Raw genomic sequence first — 15900 nt, 5'->3', positions numbered from 1 at the left:
ATTATTTGTTAAGCACTAGAAAAGGCTATCCGAAGTATCAGGTAGCCTTTTCTTTTACACAAAGATTGGATAGAATGGTTTTAAATAACAGATTATGACAAATCTCAAAAATAACTGTGTTTAAAATTGTTTACTTTAGATAGTACCTTATTGATAATAATTAAAAAATTAAAATATGGCTTTTGATATAGACATGATTAAAAAGGTTTATGCAAACTTTGGTAGCCGCGTTGAGGCTGCGCGTAAAGTTGTGGGCAGGCCTTTAACCCTATCTGAAAAAATATTGTATGCACACCTTTGGGATGGAGATCCTAAAACGGCGTTTAAACGTGGTTCTGACTATGTTGATTTTGCACCTGATCGGGTAGCAATGCAGGATGCAACAGCACAGATGGCTTTATTGCAGTTTATGCAAGCAGGCCGTCCTAAGGTGGCCGTTCCATCTACAGTGCATTGCGATCACTTAATTACGGCTAAAGAAGGTGCTGCGATAGATTTACCCCATGCCAAAACAGAGAGTGCCGAGGTTTTTGATTTCTTATCGTCCGTATCCAACAAATATGGCATTGGTTTCTGGAAGCCCGGAGCAGGTATTATCCACCAGGTTGTTTTAGAGAACTACGCTTTCCCGGGTGGAATGATGATTGGTACCGACTCACACACGGTAAATGCCGGTGGTTTAGGTATGGTTGCCATTGGTGTTGGTGGTGCCGATGCCTGCGATGTAATGGCAGGTTTACCATGGGAGCTTAAATTCCCTAAGTTAATTGGGGTAAAATTAACCGGTAAATTAAACGGCTGGACTGCTGCCAAAGACGTGATTCTGAAAGTTGCCGGCATTTTAACAGTAAAGGGTGGTACCGGTGCCATTGTAGAGTATTTTGGCGATGGCGCGACTTCCATGAGCTGTACCGGTAAAGGCACCATTTGTAATATGGGTGCCGAAATTGGTGCAACCACTTCTACATTTGGTTATGACGAAAGTATGGAACGCTACTTACGCGCTACCAACAGAAATGAAGTAGCTGACGAGGCCAACAAAATTGCAGCTTATTTAACCGGCGACCCTGAAGTTTATGCTGATCCTGAAAGCTATTTTGATCAGGTGATTGAGATCGATTTAGATACTTTAGAACCTTATTTAAACGGCCCTTTTACACCAGATTTAGCTACTCCGGTTTCGCAAATGAAAACTGAAGCCGAGAAAAATGGCTGGCCTTTAAAAGTAGAATGGGGTTTAATTGGTTCCTGCACCAACTCTTCATACGAAGATTTATCGAGAGCAGCTTCTATTGCGAACCAGGCTATTGAGAAAGGTTTGGTAACTAAAGCAGAGTTTGGTATTAACCCGGGTTCTGAGCAGGTACGTTATACGGCTGACCGGGATGGTTATTTAAAAACCTTCCAGGACTTAAACGCTACCATCTTTACCAACGCCTGCGGCCCATGCATTGGTATGTGGGACCGTACCGGTGCAGAAAAAGCAGAAAAAAACACCATCGTACACTCGTTTAACAGAAACTTTGCGAAACGGGCCGATGGTAATCCAAATACTTATGCTTTCGTGGCTTCGCCAGAAATGGTTGCGGCCATTGCCATTTCGGGCAATTTAGGATTTAACCCATTAACAGATACCTTAACCAACGATAAAGGTGAGCAGGTTAAATTAGACCCTCCTACCGGTTACGAATTGCCAACCAAAGGCTTCGCTGTAGAAGATGCAGGTTTCCAGGCACCGGCTGCAGATGGTTCAAAGGTACAGGTTTTGGTTTCTCCTACTTCTCACCGTTTGCAGTTGTTAGATCCGTTTGCCCCATGGGAAGGTACCGATCTTAAAGGCTTAAAACTGTTGATTAAAGTGAAAGGTAAATGTACTACCGATCACATTTCGATGGCTGGTCCGTGGTTGAAATTCCGTGGGCACCTGGATAATATTTCCAATAACATGTTAATCGGTGCGGTAAACTATTTTAACGATAAAACCGATACAATTAAAAATGAATTAACAGGTGAGTACGGACCTGTTCCGGCTACACAACGCGATTACAAAGCTGCAGGTTTAGGCTCTATTGTAGTGGGCGACGAAAACTATGGTGAGGGTTCATCACGTGAGCATGCTGCCATGGAGCCACGCCATCTGGGTGTACGTGCAGTGTTGGTAAAATCTTTTGCCCGTATCCACGAAACCAACCTTAAAAAACAAGGTATGCTGGCCTTAACTTTCGCCGATAAAGATGATTATGATAAAATTTTAGAAGACGATACGATAGACATTTTAGGCTTAACTGAGTTTACTCCTGATCAACCTTTAACATTGGTATTACACCATGCAGATGGTACTACTGATCAGTTCCCGGTTAATCACAGCTATAATGCACAGCAGATAGACTGGTTTAAAGCTGGTGGTGCATTAAACATCATTAGGGCTGAAGCCGCTGCAAAAGCTGCACTTCAATAGACTGAAAGTCTGGAGTCGGAAGTCCGAAGTCTGGATGTATATTATCAATCCCGTTTTGTTGATTCAGAACGGGATTTTTTGTTTGCAAAACATAATAATAAATCTAATTTTGCCGATTAAACTAAATTAAATTAATGAAAAAACTATTTCTAGCATTTACGCTCTTAACTTTAATTAACCTCAGCTCATGCAAAAAGGATGAAACTACCAAGACTACTATTGTTGGTAAATGGCAAATAGATTCCTACGTAATTACCAATTTTGAAAACACCGGTAAAGATCAGGACGATACCAAAGGAGAAAGTCCGAGGCCAACTTTGGAATTTAAGGAAGATGGTAATTTACATGCCATTTTTTATTTTAAAGACCCTTTCAGCAATAATCAAAACACAATAGAGGATGTTAAGGTAAAATATACCGTAAATGGGGACAAATTAAACCTGAGCGGAAATTTGGCTTTTAATCATAACAGCTTTACCTTTTCTATATCAAATAACATATTGATCATGAAAAGAACTGATGTCTCCAGTATCGGGAATTCGGGAACGTACACTGAAAATACAACCGTTACCGCAACCAGAATACAGTAATTTCCTTAAAAGATTATAACGTGTAAATCCCGTTTTGTTAAAGCAGAACGGGATTTTTTGTTTCAGATAAATTTTAGATCTCTTTTTTGGAAAGCAGGTTTATCGCTGTCGGTTCCGGCAGTCCTTCTTTCCGCTTCTATCTTTTTATGATCGTTAGTAGAATACGTTTGTTTGTGCACCAAAAAGTATAACCGCTTCAATAAGGTTTATTACACAAGGGCAGTAAAAGGAACGGCCTGGCGATTTGCCTGTTATGATGCGTTTTGTTCTTTGCAGTAACAGCGTTTTTAGCCCCGGGCGCAGCGGCATCCCTGAAGCGCAGCGAAAGGATAAAGTGGAGAACGGGAACCAGCTTTAATAGTTGTGACTGTCCATGCGCTCCAAAAAATACTAATCAACCTACTAATTGATAACGTCATCGTAACAATGATGGCACTTACTACCTTTATTGGGATAGTAAATATTAAAATGCAAGTAATAGTTGCCCAAATACCGCAATGCATATTATCAACTAACCCTTCAGGAACTCTTTCCACCAATAGCCAGAATACTTTATGGTGCGTTTCAAAGTATGAAAATCGGTATAAACCAGGCCAAACCTGGCTGTAAACCCTTCCGCCCATTCGAAATTATCCATTAATGTCCAGGCCATGTAGCCGGTAATATTCACCCCTTCTTTTTTTAGTTTTAGCAGCGCATTCAGGTAAAGTTTAAAATATTCGATCCGTTCGGTATCTTCTATTTTGCCATCAATTAATTTATCGTGGTAAGCGGCACCGTTTTCGGTAATGATAATATTTTTGATATTAGGATAGGCCGCAAACTGTTTTACAATATTATAAAAGCTATCGGCATTAATCTCCCAGCCCATGGCTGTATGCGGTTTTTTCCTGCTTTTGGCTTTTACCTCCCAGGCCTGAACTACCGGGATAAAAGCATTGTATTTTACCGTCAATGGAAAATAATTTTGCAGGCCGATAAAATCGAAATCGAATTTCATTCTGTCCTGCAATCGCCAGGTACCATATTCGATCTGAAATTTCTCCAGCACATCCCAATCTGCTGTGGGGAAGCCTAAGCCCAATGCAGGCTCTACAAACAGACGGTTCATTAAACAATCAATCCGCTTGGCAACCAGGACATCACTGTCGCTTTGCGTATAAGGAAGTATTTCGGAGCAGGAATAAGTAGTCCCGATATTAGCCTTGTCTACTTCAGCACGCAAAATCTTCCCCCCCTCTGCTTGCGCCAAAGCTGTATGCAAAACCGCAGGGAAGAAATTGCTTAAACCAGTTTTACCCGGCGCATGCACGCCAAGCATATACCCTAAAGAAGTATAACCAAAAGGTTCGTTTAATACAATCCAATTTTTCACTTTATCGCCGTATTCCAGCGCACAGATGCTTACAAAAGTATTAAAAGCAGCATTGATGCTAAAGCTGGTCCACCCCCCTTCGTCTTCAAGTGCCTGTGGCAAATCCCAATGATAAAGCGTAACATAGGGTGTAATGCCCTGGGTAAGGCATTCATCAATGAGATTATGATAAAAACGGATGCCTTCCTGATTTACTTCTCCTCTTCCCTGTGGCAAAATCCTCGACCAGGCAATAGAGAATCGGAACACTTTAAAGCCAAGTAGCTTTACCAGCGCAACGTCTTCTGTATACCGGTTATAAAAATCGCAGGCTGGATCTAATTTGTGGTTCTTCTTTATTTTGCCGTTTTTAGCCGTAAAAGTATCCCAAATGGAAGGGCCTTTTCCATACTGGCTTGCTGTTCCTTCTATCTGAGCTGCAGCTGTAGCCACCCCCCACAAAAAATCCCGACCAAAATCGCTTGCATTAATCATTGTTTACCAATTAATTGCCATAAGTTGCAAGTTTAATATTAACAAATCATTAAGCTATAAATTTTATGTTAAAGATTCGGTCATTTTTAAAAAGAAGAGTGAATATTAACCCTTGATACTACCAAACAATTTAAAAATCAGGTAAAATTGCAAAGAAAACAGGCTTAATGATCTTTATTATTTTAACTGGCTTCTCCCTGCTCACCACATGGCAATGCCTGATGTCACAATTATCCAGTAGCCCGGCTTTTAAACTAATTTAGTCTCATTCTCTTCATTCTTTAGCGGATAAATCCTCATACAAACAAAAGCAATGGAAAATGTAGGTGCATAAGTAATCAAGAATTCACTAATTGAGAGTGACATTAATTTTCCGCACAACCATAGGTATATCAAAAAAACTGCGATAGAAGCCATCATGGCGTTTATTGCAATATTGCGTTTGTTGTAAATTAACTGTGAGGCGCCGCGAATTTTCCTCATGTAAAATAAAAGAGCGCAGAAAGTTAGTATAACAAAAACAACGGCATCCCTTATATCAAGATGAACACTGAAACTGTAATTTGAAAATATAAGTGGCAACAGCCTTACAAATCCCATCATGATTACAAAAGTAACCGGCAGGCAAAACAATAAAGTAGTTAATGTAACTTTTAACGTATAAGTGAGCGCTTGTTTCATAGAACAATTTAATTTAGATTGAGCTTATAGATTTCTTTCAACTAAGATACAAACAGCTATGTTTTTCATTGCGGTTTTGGTGTAGTGAGGGTTAAATTTAACTGGTAAAAATATTTCTTTACATTATCAGACGGCACTTAAATCTTCTAAATTAATCTAAAGTAAGCCCAATCTGCTTCAGTAAAATTGCCGCATTAAAAGTTTTACATGGCCCCTGCTTTAATAAATAATCAAATTTCATTTCGCCATCGCTGATCTGGATATCGAAATGGAAATTACGGACCGTTTCTGGATGATCGATGATCAGATCAGCCAATTGCAAATCGTGCGTGGCAAAAAGTGCAGGTGTTTTTTCTGCAATCAGTTTTTCTATAAATACTTTCGATCCGAGATATTTATCCCTGCTATTTGTACCACGGAGCATCTCATCAATCAGTACAAAAGTATCGTTATCTTTTACCACATTGTCCAAAATCATTTTCAGTCGGTTTAATTCGGCTTTAAAAGTAGAGGTACTTTCGTTCAGCGAATCTTTTATCCGCATATAGGTATTGATCGAAAAAACCGGTAACTGCATGCTCCTGGCACAAACAGGCGCACCGGCATATGCCAATACCATGTTAATACCCAAAGTACGCAAAAAAGTACTTTTACCTGCCATATTGGAACCGGTTACGATATCAACCGTTGGGTTTGTACTTAATTGAAAATCATTATCTATCCTAAGCTCAGGCCGGATGAGCGGATGGCCAAGCTGTTCTGTCTTTAACGTAAACTGGTCGGTTACTATTGGGAAAACCCAATCAGGCTGATTATAGGCAACCGTAGCCAGTGAAATCAGTTCTTCAAAGTCGCCAAGGTGATTCAGCGCAGCAATTAGATCTTTGGAGGAAGATTTGTACCAGATATCGAGATTTATACAGCATTTTAAATCCCACAGCAACAGTGCATTCAATATGCCGCCTACCAGAATATTCAGGCGGGCATCGAAGTTTTGGATAATTTTAGACAGGCTTTTGATTTCCTGGCTTACCGGAACATGTGAATCAAATAAACTTAAAATATAAGTGCTTTTCCAATTTTGTTTTTCTGTCCATAAGATAGCGCTGGCATAACCATTTAACAAACCTGAACTACCACCAAAACTATAAAATACCTTATTAATTTTTGCACTGAGCAATACATTCCAACCCGTGTGAATGATAAATACAAGTGCCAATATTTTCCAAAAAGCACTGCTGAAGATAATGGCGGCTAAAATTAAACCAAATGTAACAAAGGGTACCAGTTTAACATACAACCGCAAAAATTTACTGAGCACAAATTCAAGTTGTTCACCCAATTGCAGTTTTAACTGTGTTTTAATCTGCTCTATTTTCTCAGGATCGTAACCATGCAAACTGGCCCTGAAACTGTAAGTCTCCTCAATTTTAATTATTATTTCTTTTACTGCTTCCTGCCGGTTTAAAATGATATCGCGCGTTGATTTCCCTGCCAGCTTTTTCGCCAGCACATCCTTACCTTTTTTGGTGCTGCAACGATTTAAAAGGGCAAATAAAGATGCTTTTCCAAAAATATCGAGATCGGAAGTATAGGGGTGGGTTTCAGACTCGAATGCTGTACCGTGGTCATAACCATTCTCCTGGCCGTTCAAAACATTCCATTCGTTCTGGTACACCCACAACAACTGTTTTTTGTAGTCAATTTCGAGATCGAGCCTGCTCTGTTTGCGTACCACATAGGCAAATGCAATTACCGGCCACAATAAAGCAATCTGAATTAAGGTGCGCAAGCTATCATCGGCAGATCGTACCAGTAAAATAAAGAACAAGATTTCGGCCAGGAACAACCCCACCCTTACCAACGACAGTTTGTCGATTAATTTTTTAGTCTGATTTATATCATCAGTAACCTCTTTAATTTTTTCACTGTAACCTGATATGATCTGCGCTTGTAATTTTAACATTATATTTGAATCTCGAAATTCTAAAGATAGGCAAAATATTAAATGAAGATTACCCTGATTGCGATTGGCAAAACCGAAGATAAATATTTAATTGAGGGGATTGATAAATACATTAATCGCTTAAAACACTACATTAACTTCAGTTTTTTAGCCATACCAGATGTAAAAAACGTTAAAAACCTGAGTGAAGCGCAACAAAAAGCAAAGGAGGCAGAACTCCTGCACAAACAAATCAACAATGGAGATGTTGTTATTTTATTGGATGAGAAAGGAAAAAAATACTCATCCGTAGAATTTTCAAACTACCTGAATAAACAGATGGTGGGCAGCATCCAGCATTTAATTTTTATCATTGGTGGCCCTTATGGATTCGACGATAGTATTTACAAGCGGTCAAACGGTTTACTTTCGCTATCGGATATGACTTTTTCACACCAGATGATCAGGTTGTTTTTTGTAGAACAACTTTACAGGGGATTTAGTATTTTAAGGGGAGAACCTTACCATCATGCTTAAGCAATGGAAGATATGTTTTAGGAACATGGATAACATAAATTGTAGGGTTTTGGATATGGAAAACGGGAATAAAAATCATCATTAAATAAAAGAAACGATGTTACTAGATAAATATAAAAGGGAATACAGGTACAAAAGCGATCAGAATCGCAACAATAAATACTTATGGATCAGCATTATCGTTTCTTTGGTGATTGTTGCGCTGCTTTGGTATTTTTTCGATTAACCCCATAAAAAAACACCAGACGAATGGCCCGGTGTTTTCTACATTAATGAAATAAAGCTTAAACGCCTTTTTTACTTGTCATGCTTGCTTTTTTAGCAGGAGCCGAAGTTTTAGTCGTTGCTTTTGCGCTGGCTGTTGCCTTGGCGCCTGAAGTTTTTACTTTTTTATCAGCTGTTTTTTCTTCAGCCAATTTAACCTCTGCAGCGGTTCCCGGTGTTTCAGGGGCTTCTTCTGTAAATAAAGGAAGATCTTTAAGCAGGTTATACCAGGTAATGATTTTTTTCATATCCGAAGCATAAACTTTCTCCTGATCGTGATTTGGAGCTACTTCCAAGAAATAAGCACGTAAATCGCCCTTTAAATCCGGGGTAGATCCCTTGGCAGAAATTTTAGCAAAAATATCAGCCAGTTTGATTTCTTCATCTTCACCATATACGGTAATATCTTCTAACGAAGCTAATTTAGTATTGGTAATATTGGCTACAATTTTAGTTTTTTGAGCATCCAGGCTTTCCAAAATATAACCTACTTTATTTTGCCCAACCAGTTTAAACAAACCTGGCCTGCCGGATACGGCAACAATTCCTCTTAAATTCATATTTTTTTTGAGATATGAGATTCGAGATATGAGAAATGAGAAATCACTCAAATCAAATAACTAAAACTCTTTGTTCAATTATTAAATGAGATAGAGCATCAATCAGAGAGATCAAGTCTCAAATCCAATGTCTCAAATCCCGTATCATTTTTTTTAATCTTCTAAAACTTCAATATTTACAATTCTATCGCCTTGGCGGATATCGTCTACAAGATCTACATTTTCGATAACTTTACCAAAACAAGTGTGGTTACGGTCTAAGTGCGCGGTATTTGTTCTGCTGTGGCAGATAAAAAACTGCGAACCACCGGTATTACGGCCTGCATGTGCCATTGATAAAACGCCACGGTCGTGATATTGGTTATCGCCATCCAATTCGCAATCGATTTTGTAACCCGGACCACCAGTACCTGCTAAATGCGCAGTAGCGGGGTCTTTTGAATTCGGACATCCACCCTGAACCACAAAGTTCGGAATTACACGGTGAAAGGTTACTCCATCATAAAAGCCTTCTTTCGCTAATTTTTTAAAGTTTGCAACGGCTTTTGGCGCATCTTTATCGTAGAATTCTACGGTCATGCCGCCTTTTTCTGTTTTTATAATTGCTTTACTCATATCAATATCGGTACTAATTTTAAACACCTAAAAAAATTCTCATTTTTTGGGTAGAGGGCAAAAATAACAAAATTGTGTAACTTATAACATCATTAAATTTTTCTATCCAGTTTAAATGCGGTATTTTAGTGTTTTAAGTACACCGATTTGATCAAAAAATATTATATCCTGCTCATTTGCCTGTTCTGCTCTTTAGGGCTCAGGGCTTCATCACTATTGATTTATATGGATGAAGACCAAAAAAATCACCTGAAAGCATATGGGATTGCCTACTGGACCATCAGCAAACAGCTGGAAGTTGATTGGCTTTTAAATTACCGCGGCGGAAGTTTTTTAATCAAATATAACAAAACGGTTGAGGATGAACTCAAGATCAGAGGAGTATCTTATGAGGTAATGGCCGACGGGAAAGTGGTGAATCTCTTAAACGAAATAAGTGATCCATCAGTAAATATGGAAATGGTGAAACTGGAAAAAACACCAAAAATTGCGGTATACTCTCCTAAAAGCAAATTACCATGGGATGATGCCGTTACCTTAGTGCTCACCTACGCCGAGATTCCCTACGATGTGATTTACGATGATGATATTTTACAGGATAAATTAAGTAAATATGACTGGCTGCACCTGCACCACGAAGATTTTACCGGTCAATACGGACGTTTTTGGGCCAATTTCAGGTACGCTACCTGGTACCAGGAAGATGTTAAAAATCAGGAAGCCCTGGCCAAACGCATGGGATATAAAAAAGTATCCGAAATGAAATTAGCTGTAGCCAAACACATTAAAGAATACTGTGCCGGTGGTGGTTTTCTTTTCGCCATGTGTTCGGGTACCGATAGTTTCGATATTGCTTTGGCGGCAGAAGGCGTGGATATCTGTGCACAAATGTTTGACGGAGATGCTGCTGACCCCAATGCACAATCTAAACTGGATTTTAACAAAACGTTGGCATTTCAGAACTTTAAACTCGACAATAACCCTATGAATTACGAGTTTTCTGATATCGATGCCACTCAAACCCGTTCCTTAAATCAAACAAACGATTACTTTACCTTATTCGATTTTTCTGCAAAATGGGACCTCGTTCCAACCATGCTTACCCAGGATCACGATAAGGTGATTAAAGGTTTTATGGGACAAACCACAGCTTTCAGAAAAAGCTTAGTGAAACCCAGTGTAACTGTTTTAGGCGAAAACAAAGGTGCCGCAGAGGTCAGGTATTTACATGGCGAAATTGGCAAAGGACAGTTTACTTTTTACGGCGGACACGATCCGGAAGATTATCAGCATGCTGTAGGCGATCCGCCAACAGATTTAAACCTGCACCCAAACTCGCCGGGCTATCGCCTGATCCTTAACAATGTACTTTTTCCGGCAGCAAAAAAGAAACCTCAGAAGACATAACTTATCAGAATTCAACTTTTGGCATTGTTCCTTCTTCGTTTAAAAATTTGTTAATTCTCCGCTATTTTCCTGTTATGTATACAATAAATGGCACTTTATACCCTCCCTCAACTGAGCCATAAGTATACTTAAGCATTGCAAAAAACATCCTGATAACCAATAAATTAGCCGCCTAATTGTAACACACTTGATACTTTGGCACAGCTTTTGGATTAGCAATGGCAATTAACAAACAGGGTAAAACCTGAAATTTTAAACAAGATTTTTATAAAAAGAAAAATATCATGAAAAAGTTACTATTAAGCGCATCGATCATTTTATTAGCAACTGGTGCTTTCGCTCAAACCAAAATGACTGGGGAGACTGCACGTTTTGGAATTAAAGCCGGTGTTAACCTTTCAAAATTCCATGCAGGTGGAGATGATAACGCTGCTAATACATTTAACGATAATGCAAAAAACAATGTTGGGTTCAATGTTACTGCATTTGGCGACTTTGGTGTAGGAAACAATTTCTTTATCCAACCGGGAGTATCATTACAGAATAAAGGTAATAAGTTCGAATCTACTGGTACAGCAACGGTAGGAAATAATACCATTACCACTACATCATCTGTTAAAACCAATTTAATGGCTATTGAAGTTCCGGTTAATGCAGTATTCAGAATCCCTACAGGTGATGCCGGAGCGGTTCAGATCAGTGCTGGTCCTTACATCGGTTTTAATATCTCAGGTAAAGATAAAGGACAAACTACCACTACAACAGTTAACAACAGCAACAACACAAGTGCAACTGTAACCAGCTCTAATGATAGAGACCTTTCTTTTGGTAGCGCAAGCGACAAAAATTATGGTAGTACAGACTTCGGTGCAAACTTTGGTTTAGCTTACCGCACCACTTCAGGTTTCTTGATCGGTGCTAACTATGGCTTGGGTTTAACAGACTTAACGCCAAAAGACAGGCAAGCAAATTCAAATAAATTAACTAACCGCGTATTAGGCTTCTCAGTTGGTTATTCATTCTAAGAAAACGCCTTAAGGCAAAAAACCTTCCTGATTTTACATCAGGAAGGTTTTTTTATGCTTTTTTATTATTAATCGTAAAAGTTCCAGCTTACCCCAAATTTTAACAGGGCATCCTGCATCGGGTACCTGTTAACCGTATAATAGCCCGGTTGAAATAAACCCTGGTTTACAAAATCATATTTAACAAAAATATTGGCCCTTTTTAAATTTGCCTTAAAAAACACATCAACTACAGGTTTGGAAGACAAATTGGTTGGGTTGCGTTCATCTATATAAAATTGGGCTGTTGCCGGTGAATACAAGTAATTTGCATATTCAGAATTATACCTTACATCAAATCCCACATTGGCTTTCAATACCTTAAAAAAAGTATTATCAAAGTAAATACTGTTATAAGTATAAAATTCTGGCGTTCTTAATATTGCATTTTTATCTGTTTTTTGATAAGCGAGGTAATTTTCGATTACAAACCTGCCAAACCTGGTTTTCTTGGATAGGTCCAACCTCACTAAACTAATATCAGCAGTTGCCTGTTTTGGCAAAATAGCCGTTGTACCATTGGTATGGTCGGCCGCAAAATAAACATAGTTACTGGTTAAATAATATTTGGCTCCCGCCGTAAAACCATATTTATCATTGATGTAATTGAACGACAGGTTGGCAATTTTAGTGTTGTTAAAATCGGTGTTTGTCCATTGGTAATGGTTACCATGATAGTAATTAAAAATAGCTGCCGGGGTTTGGTTTTGAACATAAGCCCCCAATTCGATTCTTCCGATGGTTTTACCTAAAAGAATTTTACTTTTTGCCTCATATAAATAATCGCCGGCATTTTCGCCCTGCAAAATCTGCTGTAAATCTAAATTAAAATCGATATTATTAGAAAAACGGTAGCCTGCTGCACCTAAAATGGTAATGTTTTGATAAGCGAATTTACTGTGTTCGTAAAGCGTCACATCTTGTTTTATACCCAGGTATTCGTGCCTGTAATAATCGTGCCTTACGCCTGCATCCACCTTTAATTCATTTTTAATAACGGAACTATTTTTGGGCCTTAAAAAGAAACTGTAAATAAATTCATTTTTAAGGTGTTTTACGTGGGTAGAATCGTTCGTAAATACTGTACTTGCCATTCCCGGAGGTAACACGTTATTAACATCCGCTCCATTTCTGAAAAAATCGAAACTATCGTTATTATATTCAAACGTATACGAAACCTTATTGGTTGGTAAAACGGCATTGTTCAAATTTGCAGAAGTATCTATCCTGCCTACATAATAAGTTTGCTTTAAAAAAACGGTGTTTTTGCGGTATAAATTTCTTGCATCGGATAGGTTAATGGGCTCCGCCTCTCTCGCAATTTTAGAATAGTTTGGATCGAATAAATCTTTAGCCACTGTAGAACCATTCTCGTATGCGCGCATGGTATTAAAAATAGCTGATGCCCACATATTATAACGTTTACTTGGCGATTGGTACCAGGAAAATATAGCCACATTCAGATTATCACCACGTTGCCTGGCATAAAAGCCTCTCGAATCGCCACGGTTAAAATTAACACCAACGTTCCAGTTCTTCTTTATATTCTGTGTGTGAATAGCCCTAAAAAGCTGTTCTTTTTGCCCGGCACTCACAAAGTACAAGCTGGTAAAAGGGGTTCTGGCCTGATAGTAGATAATGTCTTCTGGCGTTAGAGCATAATAATCAAGCGAATGAAATCCTGGATCAAAACCAATCCTTTTACTCGGTTCGTACAGCAAGGGCCTGGCAGACAAGCCCATGTTACCATTATTTATGGTTGGGTGTAGGGGCTGTAAAAGCGGACTATAATTTTGAATATTTGTAGTTGAGGTATCTAGAGGTAACAGCACAATACTGTCTTTAGTTAACGACAACTTGGTAAACCGGATATATTTTGCCGTAAAAACGACAGAATCTTTCCCTGAATCTAATTTCTTCCGAACAGAATCCAATTCTTTATTGGTACCAACACTTGTTTTTAAGTCTTGTGCGAAGGTTTTGTTAATGCCCAGCAACAGTAAGAAAAAAAAACAGATTTTAACACCTCTACGCATCTTACAGTTCAGAAATTAAACGGGTTAAAATCTCGGTCATTTTAGGCTCGGCTTTGGCCGCCGCAGCTAAAATTTCGTCTAAATTAAAAGGTTGCAGCTGTTCCGGAAAGCCTTCATCTGTTAATACAGAGATAGCAAAAACAGGTAAACCAGCATGATTGGCCACAATAACTTCAGGTACTGTACTCATACCAACGGCATCAGCACCGATTAAACGCAGGTATTTATACTCTGCTTTTGTTTCCAAATTGGGACCTGAAACGGCAACGTACACCCCTTTATGGCATTTGATATCAACATTTTCAGCTATTTTTAGTGCTTTGGCAATGATATCGCGTTTATACGGCTGACTCATATCAGGGAAACGGGGACCTAATTCGCTTTCAATTAAACCCCGTAACGGATTATCAGGCTGCAGGTTGATGTGATCGTCTATAATCATTAAATCGCCCTTCTTAAACTCGGGATTTAACGAACCGGCAGCATTAGATACAATTAAGTTTTCGATACCCAAACCTTTCATTACCCTTACCGGGAAGGTGATCTGTTGCATGCTGTACCCTTCGTAATAATGTAATCGGCCCTGCATGGCAATAATTTTCTTCCCGTTCAAGGTTCCGAAAATCAGTTTCCCGCTGTGGAACTCTAAAGTAGAAATCGGAAAATTTGGAATATTAGAATACATTAACTGGTGTTCAACTTCGATTTCTTTTACCAAGCCGCCCAGGCCAGTACCCAAAATAATACCTATTTCCGGTTTAAAATTCTCTGTCTTACGTTTTATATATTCAACGGTTTCTTCTATTGCTCTTAACATAGTTTAAAATGAGTTCGTCAAAGGTAATCTTATCTTCTTCAAATAATTCAACCTCTATGGGTAAATAATATATGGGTAAATCTACCAGTAAATCTTCAAATCCGGTAGCTTTTAAACGCTTGCTATCCTTTTCTGTTGTGATGATGATTTTATCTTTTTCATTTCCTGCCAAAAAAGCTGTTTTAAACTTCCTGATATCCTCTTCTTTAAAGGCATAATGATCAGGAAATTTTCTATGTTTAATATTACGGGTATATTTTTGAAGTTCTTCTATTAAAGGAGCAGGATTTGCAATTCCGGTGAGCAGAAAAATTTCGAAATCTTTAATTGACTTTAGTTCGAGGTTTTCGTTATGATACACATGAACCAGATCGCCATACTTAAGATAAGAATGTAATACAGGTTGGCCCACATTTGGCTGCAGCTCGTTTATGGAGGCTTGCTGGGCTACATGCAACAAGGGAACCGGCGATTTTGTAACCAACAATATTTCGGCTCTTTTACGCGAGGAGAAAACATCTCTTAAATTTCCGGCAGGTAGCAAAAACTGTAGGGTGCCCAGTTTCCTGAACTCGAAAAGCAGGATATTGAAACCTGCTTTGATGGCACGGTGCTGAAAAGCATCATCCAGGATAATGACATCGTGGTTGTTTTGCAACTGCTTTATGCCTTCCACACGGTCTTCGGAAACGGCCACGGTAACCTGCTTAAATTTCTGGTAATATTGTAAAGGTTCATCACCAATGGTTTCGGCTGTGGCATGGTGATCAGCCATTATAAAACCTTTGGTTTTACGCCCGTAACCCCTGCTTAAAATAGCCACATTATAACCAGACAGCAGCCTGACTAAATATTCGGTTGTAGGTGTTTTTCCGGAGCCGCCAACGGCAAGGTTACCTACACAAATTATGGGCAAATCGAACGATACGCTGCGCATGATCCCCCAATCGTAAAGCTTTTTCCGGAGTACAACTGCCATAGCATAAATCCATGAAAAAGGAAGCAGTAAAAGGCGTAGGTAGTTAAGTAGCATATCGTGGTCTCAAAAATAAGGATTATTTAAAAAAGAAAGGCACA

The 15900-nt window shown here is 38.9% G+C and carries 14 protein-coding genes; 6 read left to right on the top strand and 8 right to left on the bottom strand.

From position 1 onward, the window contains the following. Positions 1–175 precede the first annotated feature (175 nt). On the top strand, positions 176–2458 hold the full coding sequence (locus GGQ60_RS21175) for an aconitate hydratase (protein ID WP_183768109.1): 2283 nt from the start codon (positions 176–178) through the stop codon (positions 2456–2458). A 134-nt stretch (positions 2459–2592) separates the two neighbouring features. Beyond that, on the top strand, positions 2593–3048 hold the full coding sequence (locus GGQ60_RS21170; RefSeq protein ID WP_183768107.1) for a lipocalin family protein: 456 nt from the start codon (positions 2593–2595) through the stop codon (positions 3046–3048). A gap of 511 nt (positions 3049–3559) precedes the next feature. On the opposite strand, the gene GGQ60_RS21165 is transcribed toward GGQ60_RS21170, so the two are convergent. The 3 genes from GGQ60_RS21165 to GGQ60_RS21155 form a co-directional block, all read right to left on the bottom strand. Next, positions 3560–4897: a GH1 family beta-glucosidase gene (locus GGQ60_RS21165; RefSeq protein ID WP_183768105.1), complete on the bottom strand. Its 1338-nt coding sequence runs from the start codon at positions 4895–4897 to the stop codon at positions 3560–3562. Between the two features lie 249 nt (positions 4898–5146). Further along, a complete protein-coding gene (locus tag GGQ60_RS21160; protein ID WP_183768103.1) occupies positions 5147–5578 on the bottom strand; it encodes a hypothetical protein in 432 nt (143 codons plus the stop codon). 151 nt (positions 5579–5729) lie between these two features. Then, the gene (locus GGQ60_RS21155; RefSeq protein ID WP_183768102.1) at positions 5730–7544 is read right to left on the bottom strand and encodes a MutS-related protein; all 1815 of its coding nucleotides are present in this window, start codon (positions 7542–7544) and stop codon (positions 5730–5732) included. A 42-nt stretch (positions 7545–7586) separates the two neighbouring features. Between GGQ60_RS21155 and rlmH the strand changes: the two genes are divergently transcribed. Together rlmH and GGQ60_RS23075 are read left to right on the top strand one after the other, a co-directional pair. Further along, positions 7587–8060 carry a 23S rRNA (pseudouridine(1915)-N(3))-methyltransferase RlmH gene (gene rlmH / locus GGQ60_RS21150; protein ID WP_183768100.1) on the top strand — a complete coding sequence of 158 codons (474 nt, stop codon included), beginning with the start codon at positions 7587–7589 and terminating at the stop codon, positions 8058–8060. A gap of 97 nt (positions 8061–8157) precedes the next feature. Next, the gene (locus GGQ60_RS23075) at positions 8158–8286 is read left to right on the top strand and encodes a hypothetical protein (protein WP_260300629.1); all 129 of its coding nucleotides are present in this window, start codon (positions 8158–8160) and stop codon (positions 8284–8286) included. Between the two features lie 58 nt (positions 8287–8344). Here GGQ60_RS23075 and GGQ60_RS21145 read toward each other — a convergent pair whose 3' ends face one another. Together GGQ60_RS21145 and GGQ60_RS21140 are read right to left on the bottom strand one after the other, a co-directional pair. Beyond that, a complete protein-coding gene (locus GGQ60_RS21145) occupies positions 8345–8884 on the bottom strand; it encodes a DUF5606 family protein (RefSeq protein WP_183768098.1) in 540 nt (179 codons plus the stop codon). 153 nt (positions 8885–9037) lie between these two features. Further along, positions 9038–9499, bottom strand: a complete 462-nt coding sequence (locus tag GGQ60_RS21140) for a peptidylprolyl isomerase (RefSeq protein WP_183768096.1) — start codon at positions 9497–9499, stop codon at positions 9038–9040. A gap of 225 nt (positions 9500–9724) precedes the next feature. On the opposite strand from GGQ60_RS21140, the gene GGQ60_RS21135 reads away from it, so the two are divergent. Next, complete coding sequence (locus GGQ60_RS21135) at positions 9725–10906, top strand: asparagine synthetase B (RefSeq protein ID WP_221236019.1); 1182 nt, start codon at positions 9725–9727, stop codon at positions 10904–10906. Positions 10907–11190: 284 nt separating this feature from the next. Then, positions 11191–11931: an outer membrane beta-barrel protein gene (locus GGQ60_RS21130; RefSeq protein WP_183768094.1), complete on the top strand. Its 741-nt coding sequence runs from the start codon at positions 11191–11193 to the stop codon at positions 11929–11931. Between the two features lie 68 nt (positions 11932–11999). On the opposite strand, the gene GGQ60_RS21125 is transcribed toward GGQ60_RS21130, so the two are convergent. From GGQ60_RS21125 to lpxK, 3 genes are read right to left on the bottom strand one after another with little or no spacing between them, the layout of a single operon-like run. Continuing rightward, entirely contained in the window at positions 12000–14006 is a 2007-nt protein-coding gene (locus tag GGQ60_RS21125; RefSeq protein WP_229685179.1) for a putative porin, read from the bottom strand. A 1-nt stretch (position 14007) separates the two neighbouring features. Next, positions 14008–14823, bottom strand: a complete 816-nt coding sequence (locus tag GGQ60_RS21120) for a purine-nucleoside phosphorylase (RefSeq protein WP_183768092.1) — start codon at positions 14821–14823, stop codon at positions 14008–14010. Further along, positions 14795–15856 carry a tetraacyldisaccharide 4'-kinase gene (gene lpxK / locus GGQ60_RS21115; protein ID WP_183768090.1) on the bottom strand — a complete coding sequence of 354 codons (1062 nt, stop codon included), beginning with the start codon at positions 15854–15856 and terminating at the stop codon, positions 14795–14797. The genes GGQ60_RS21120 and lpxK overlap by 29 nt, the downstream gene beginning before the upstream one ends. Positions 15857–15900: the final 44 nt, after the last annotated feature.

The sequence above is a fragment of the Pedobacter zeae genome (genome assembly GCF_014196715.1).
In the GTDB taxonomy this organism is placed as follows: domain Bacteria; phylum Bacteroidota; class Bacteroidia; order Sphingobacteriales; family Sphingobacteriaceae; genus Pedobacter; species Pedobacter zeae.
The sequence above is the reverse complement of the archived record's forward strand: the minus strand, read 5'-3'. Positions and strand labels throughout refer to the sequence as shown.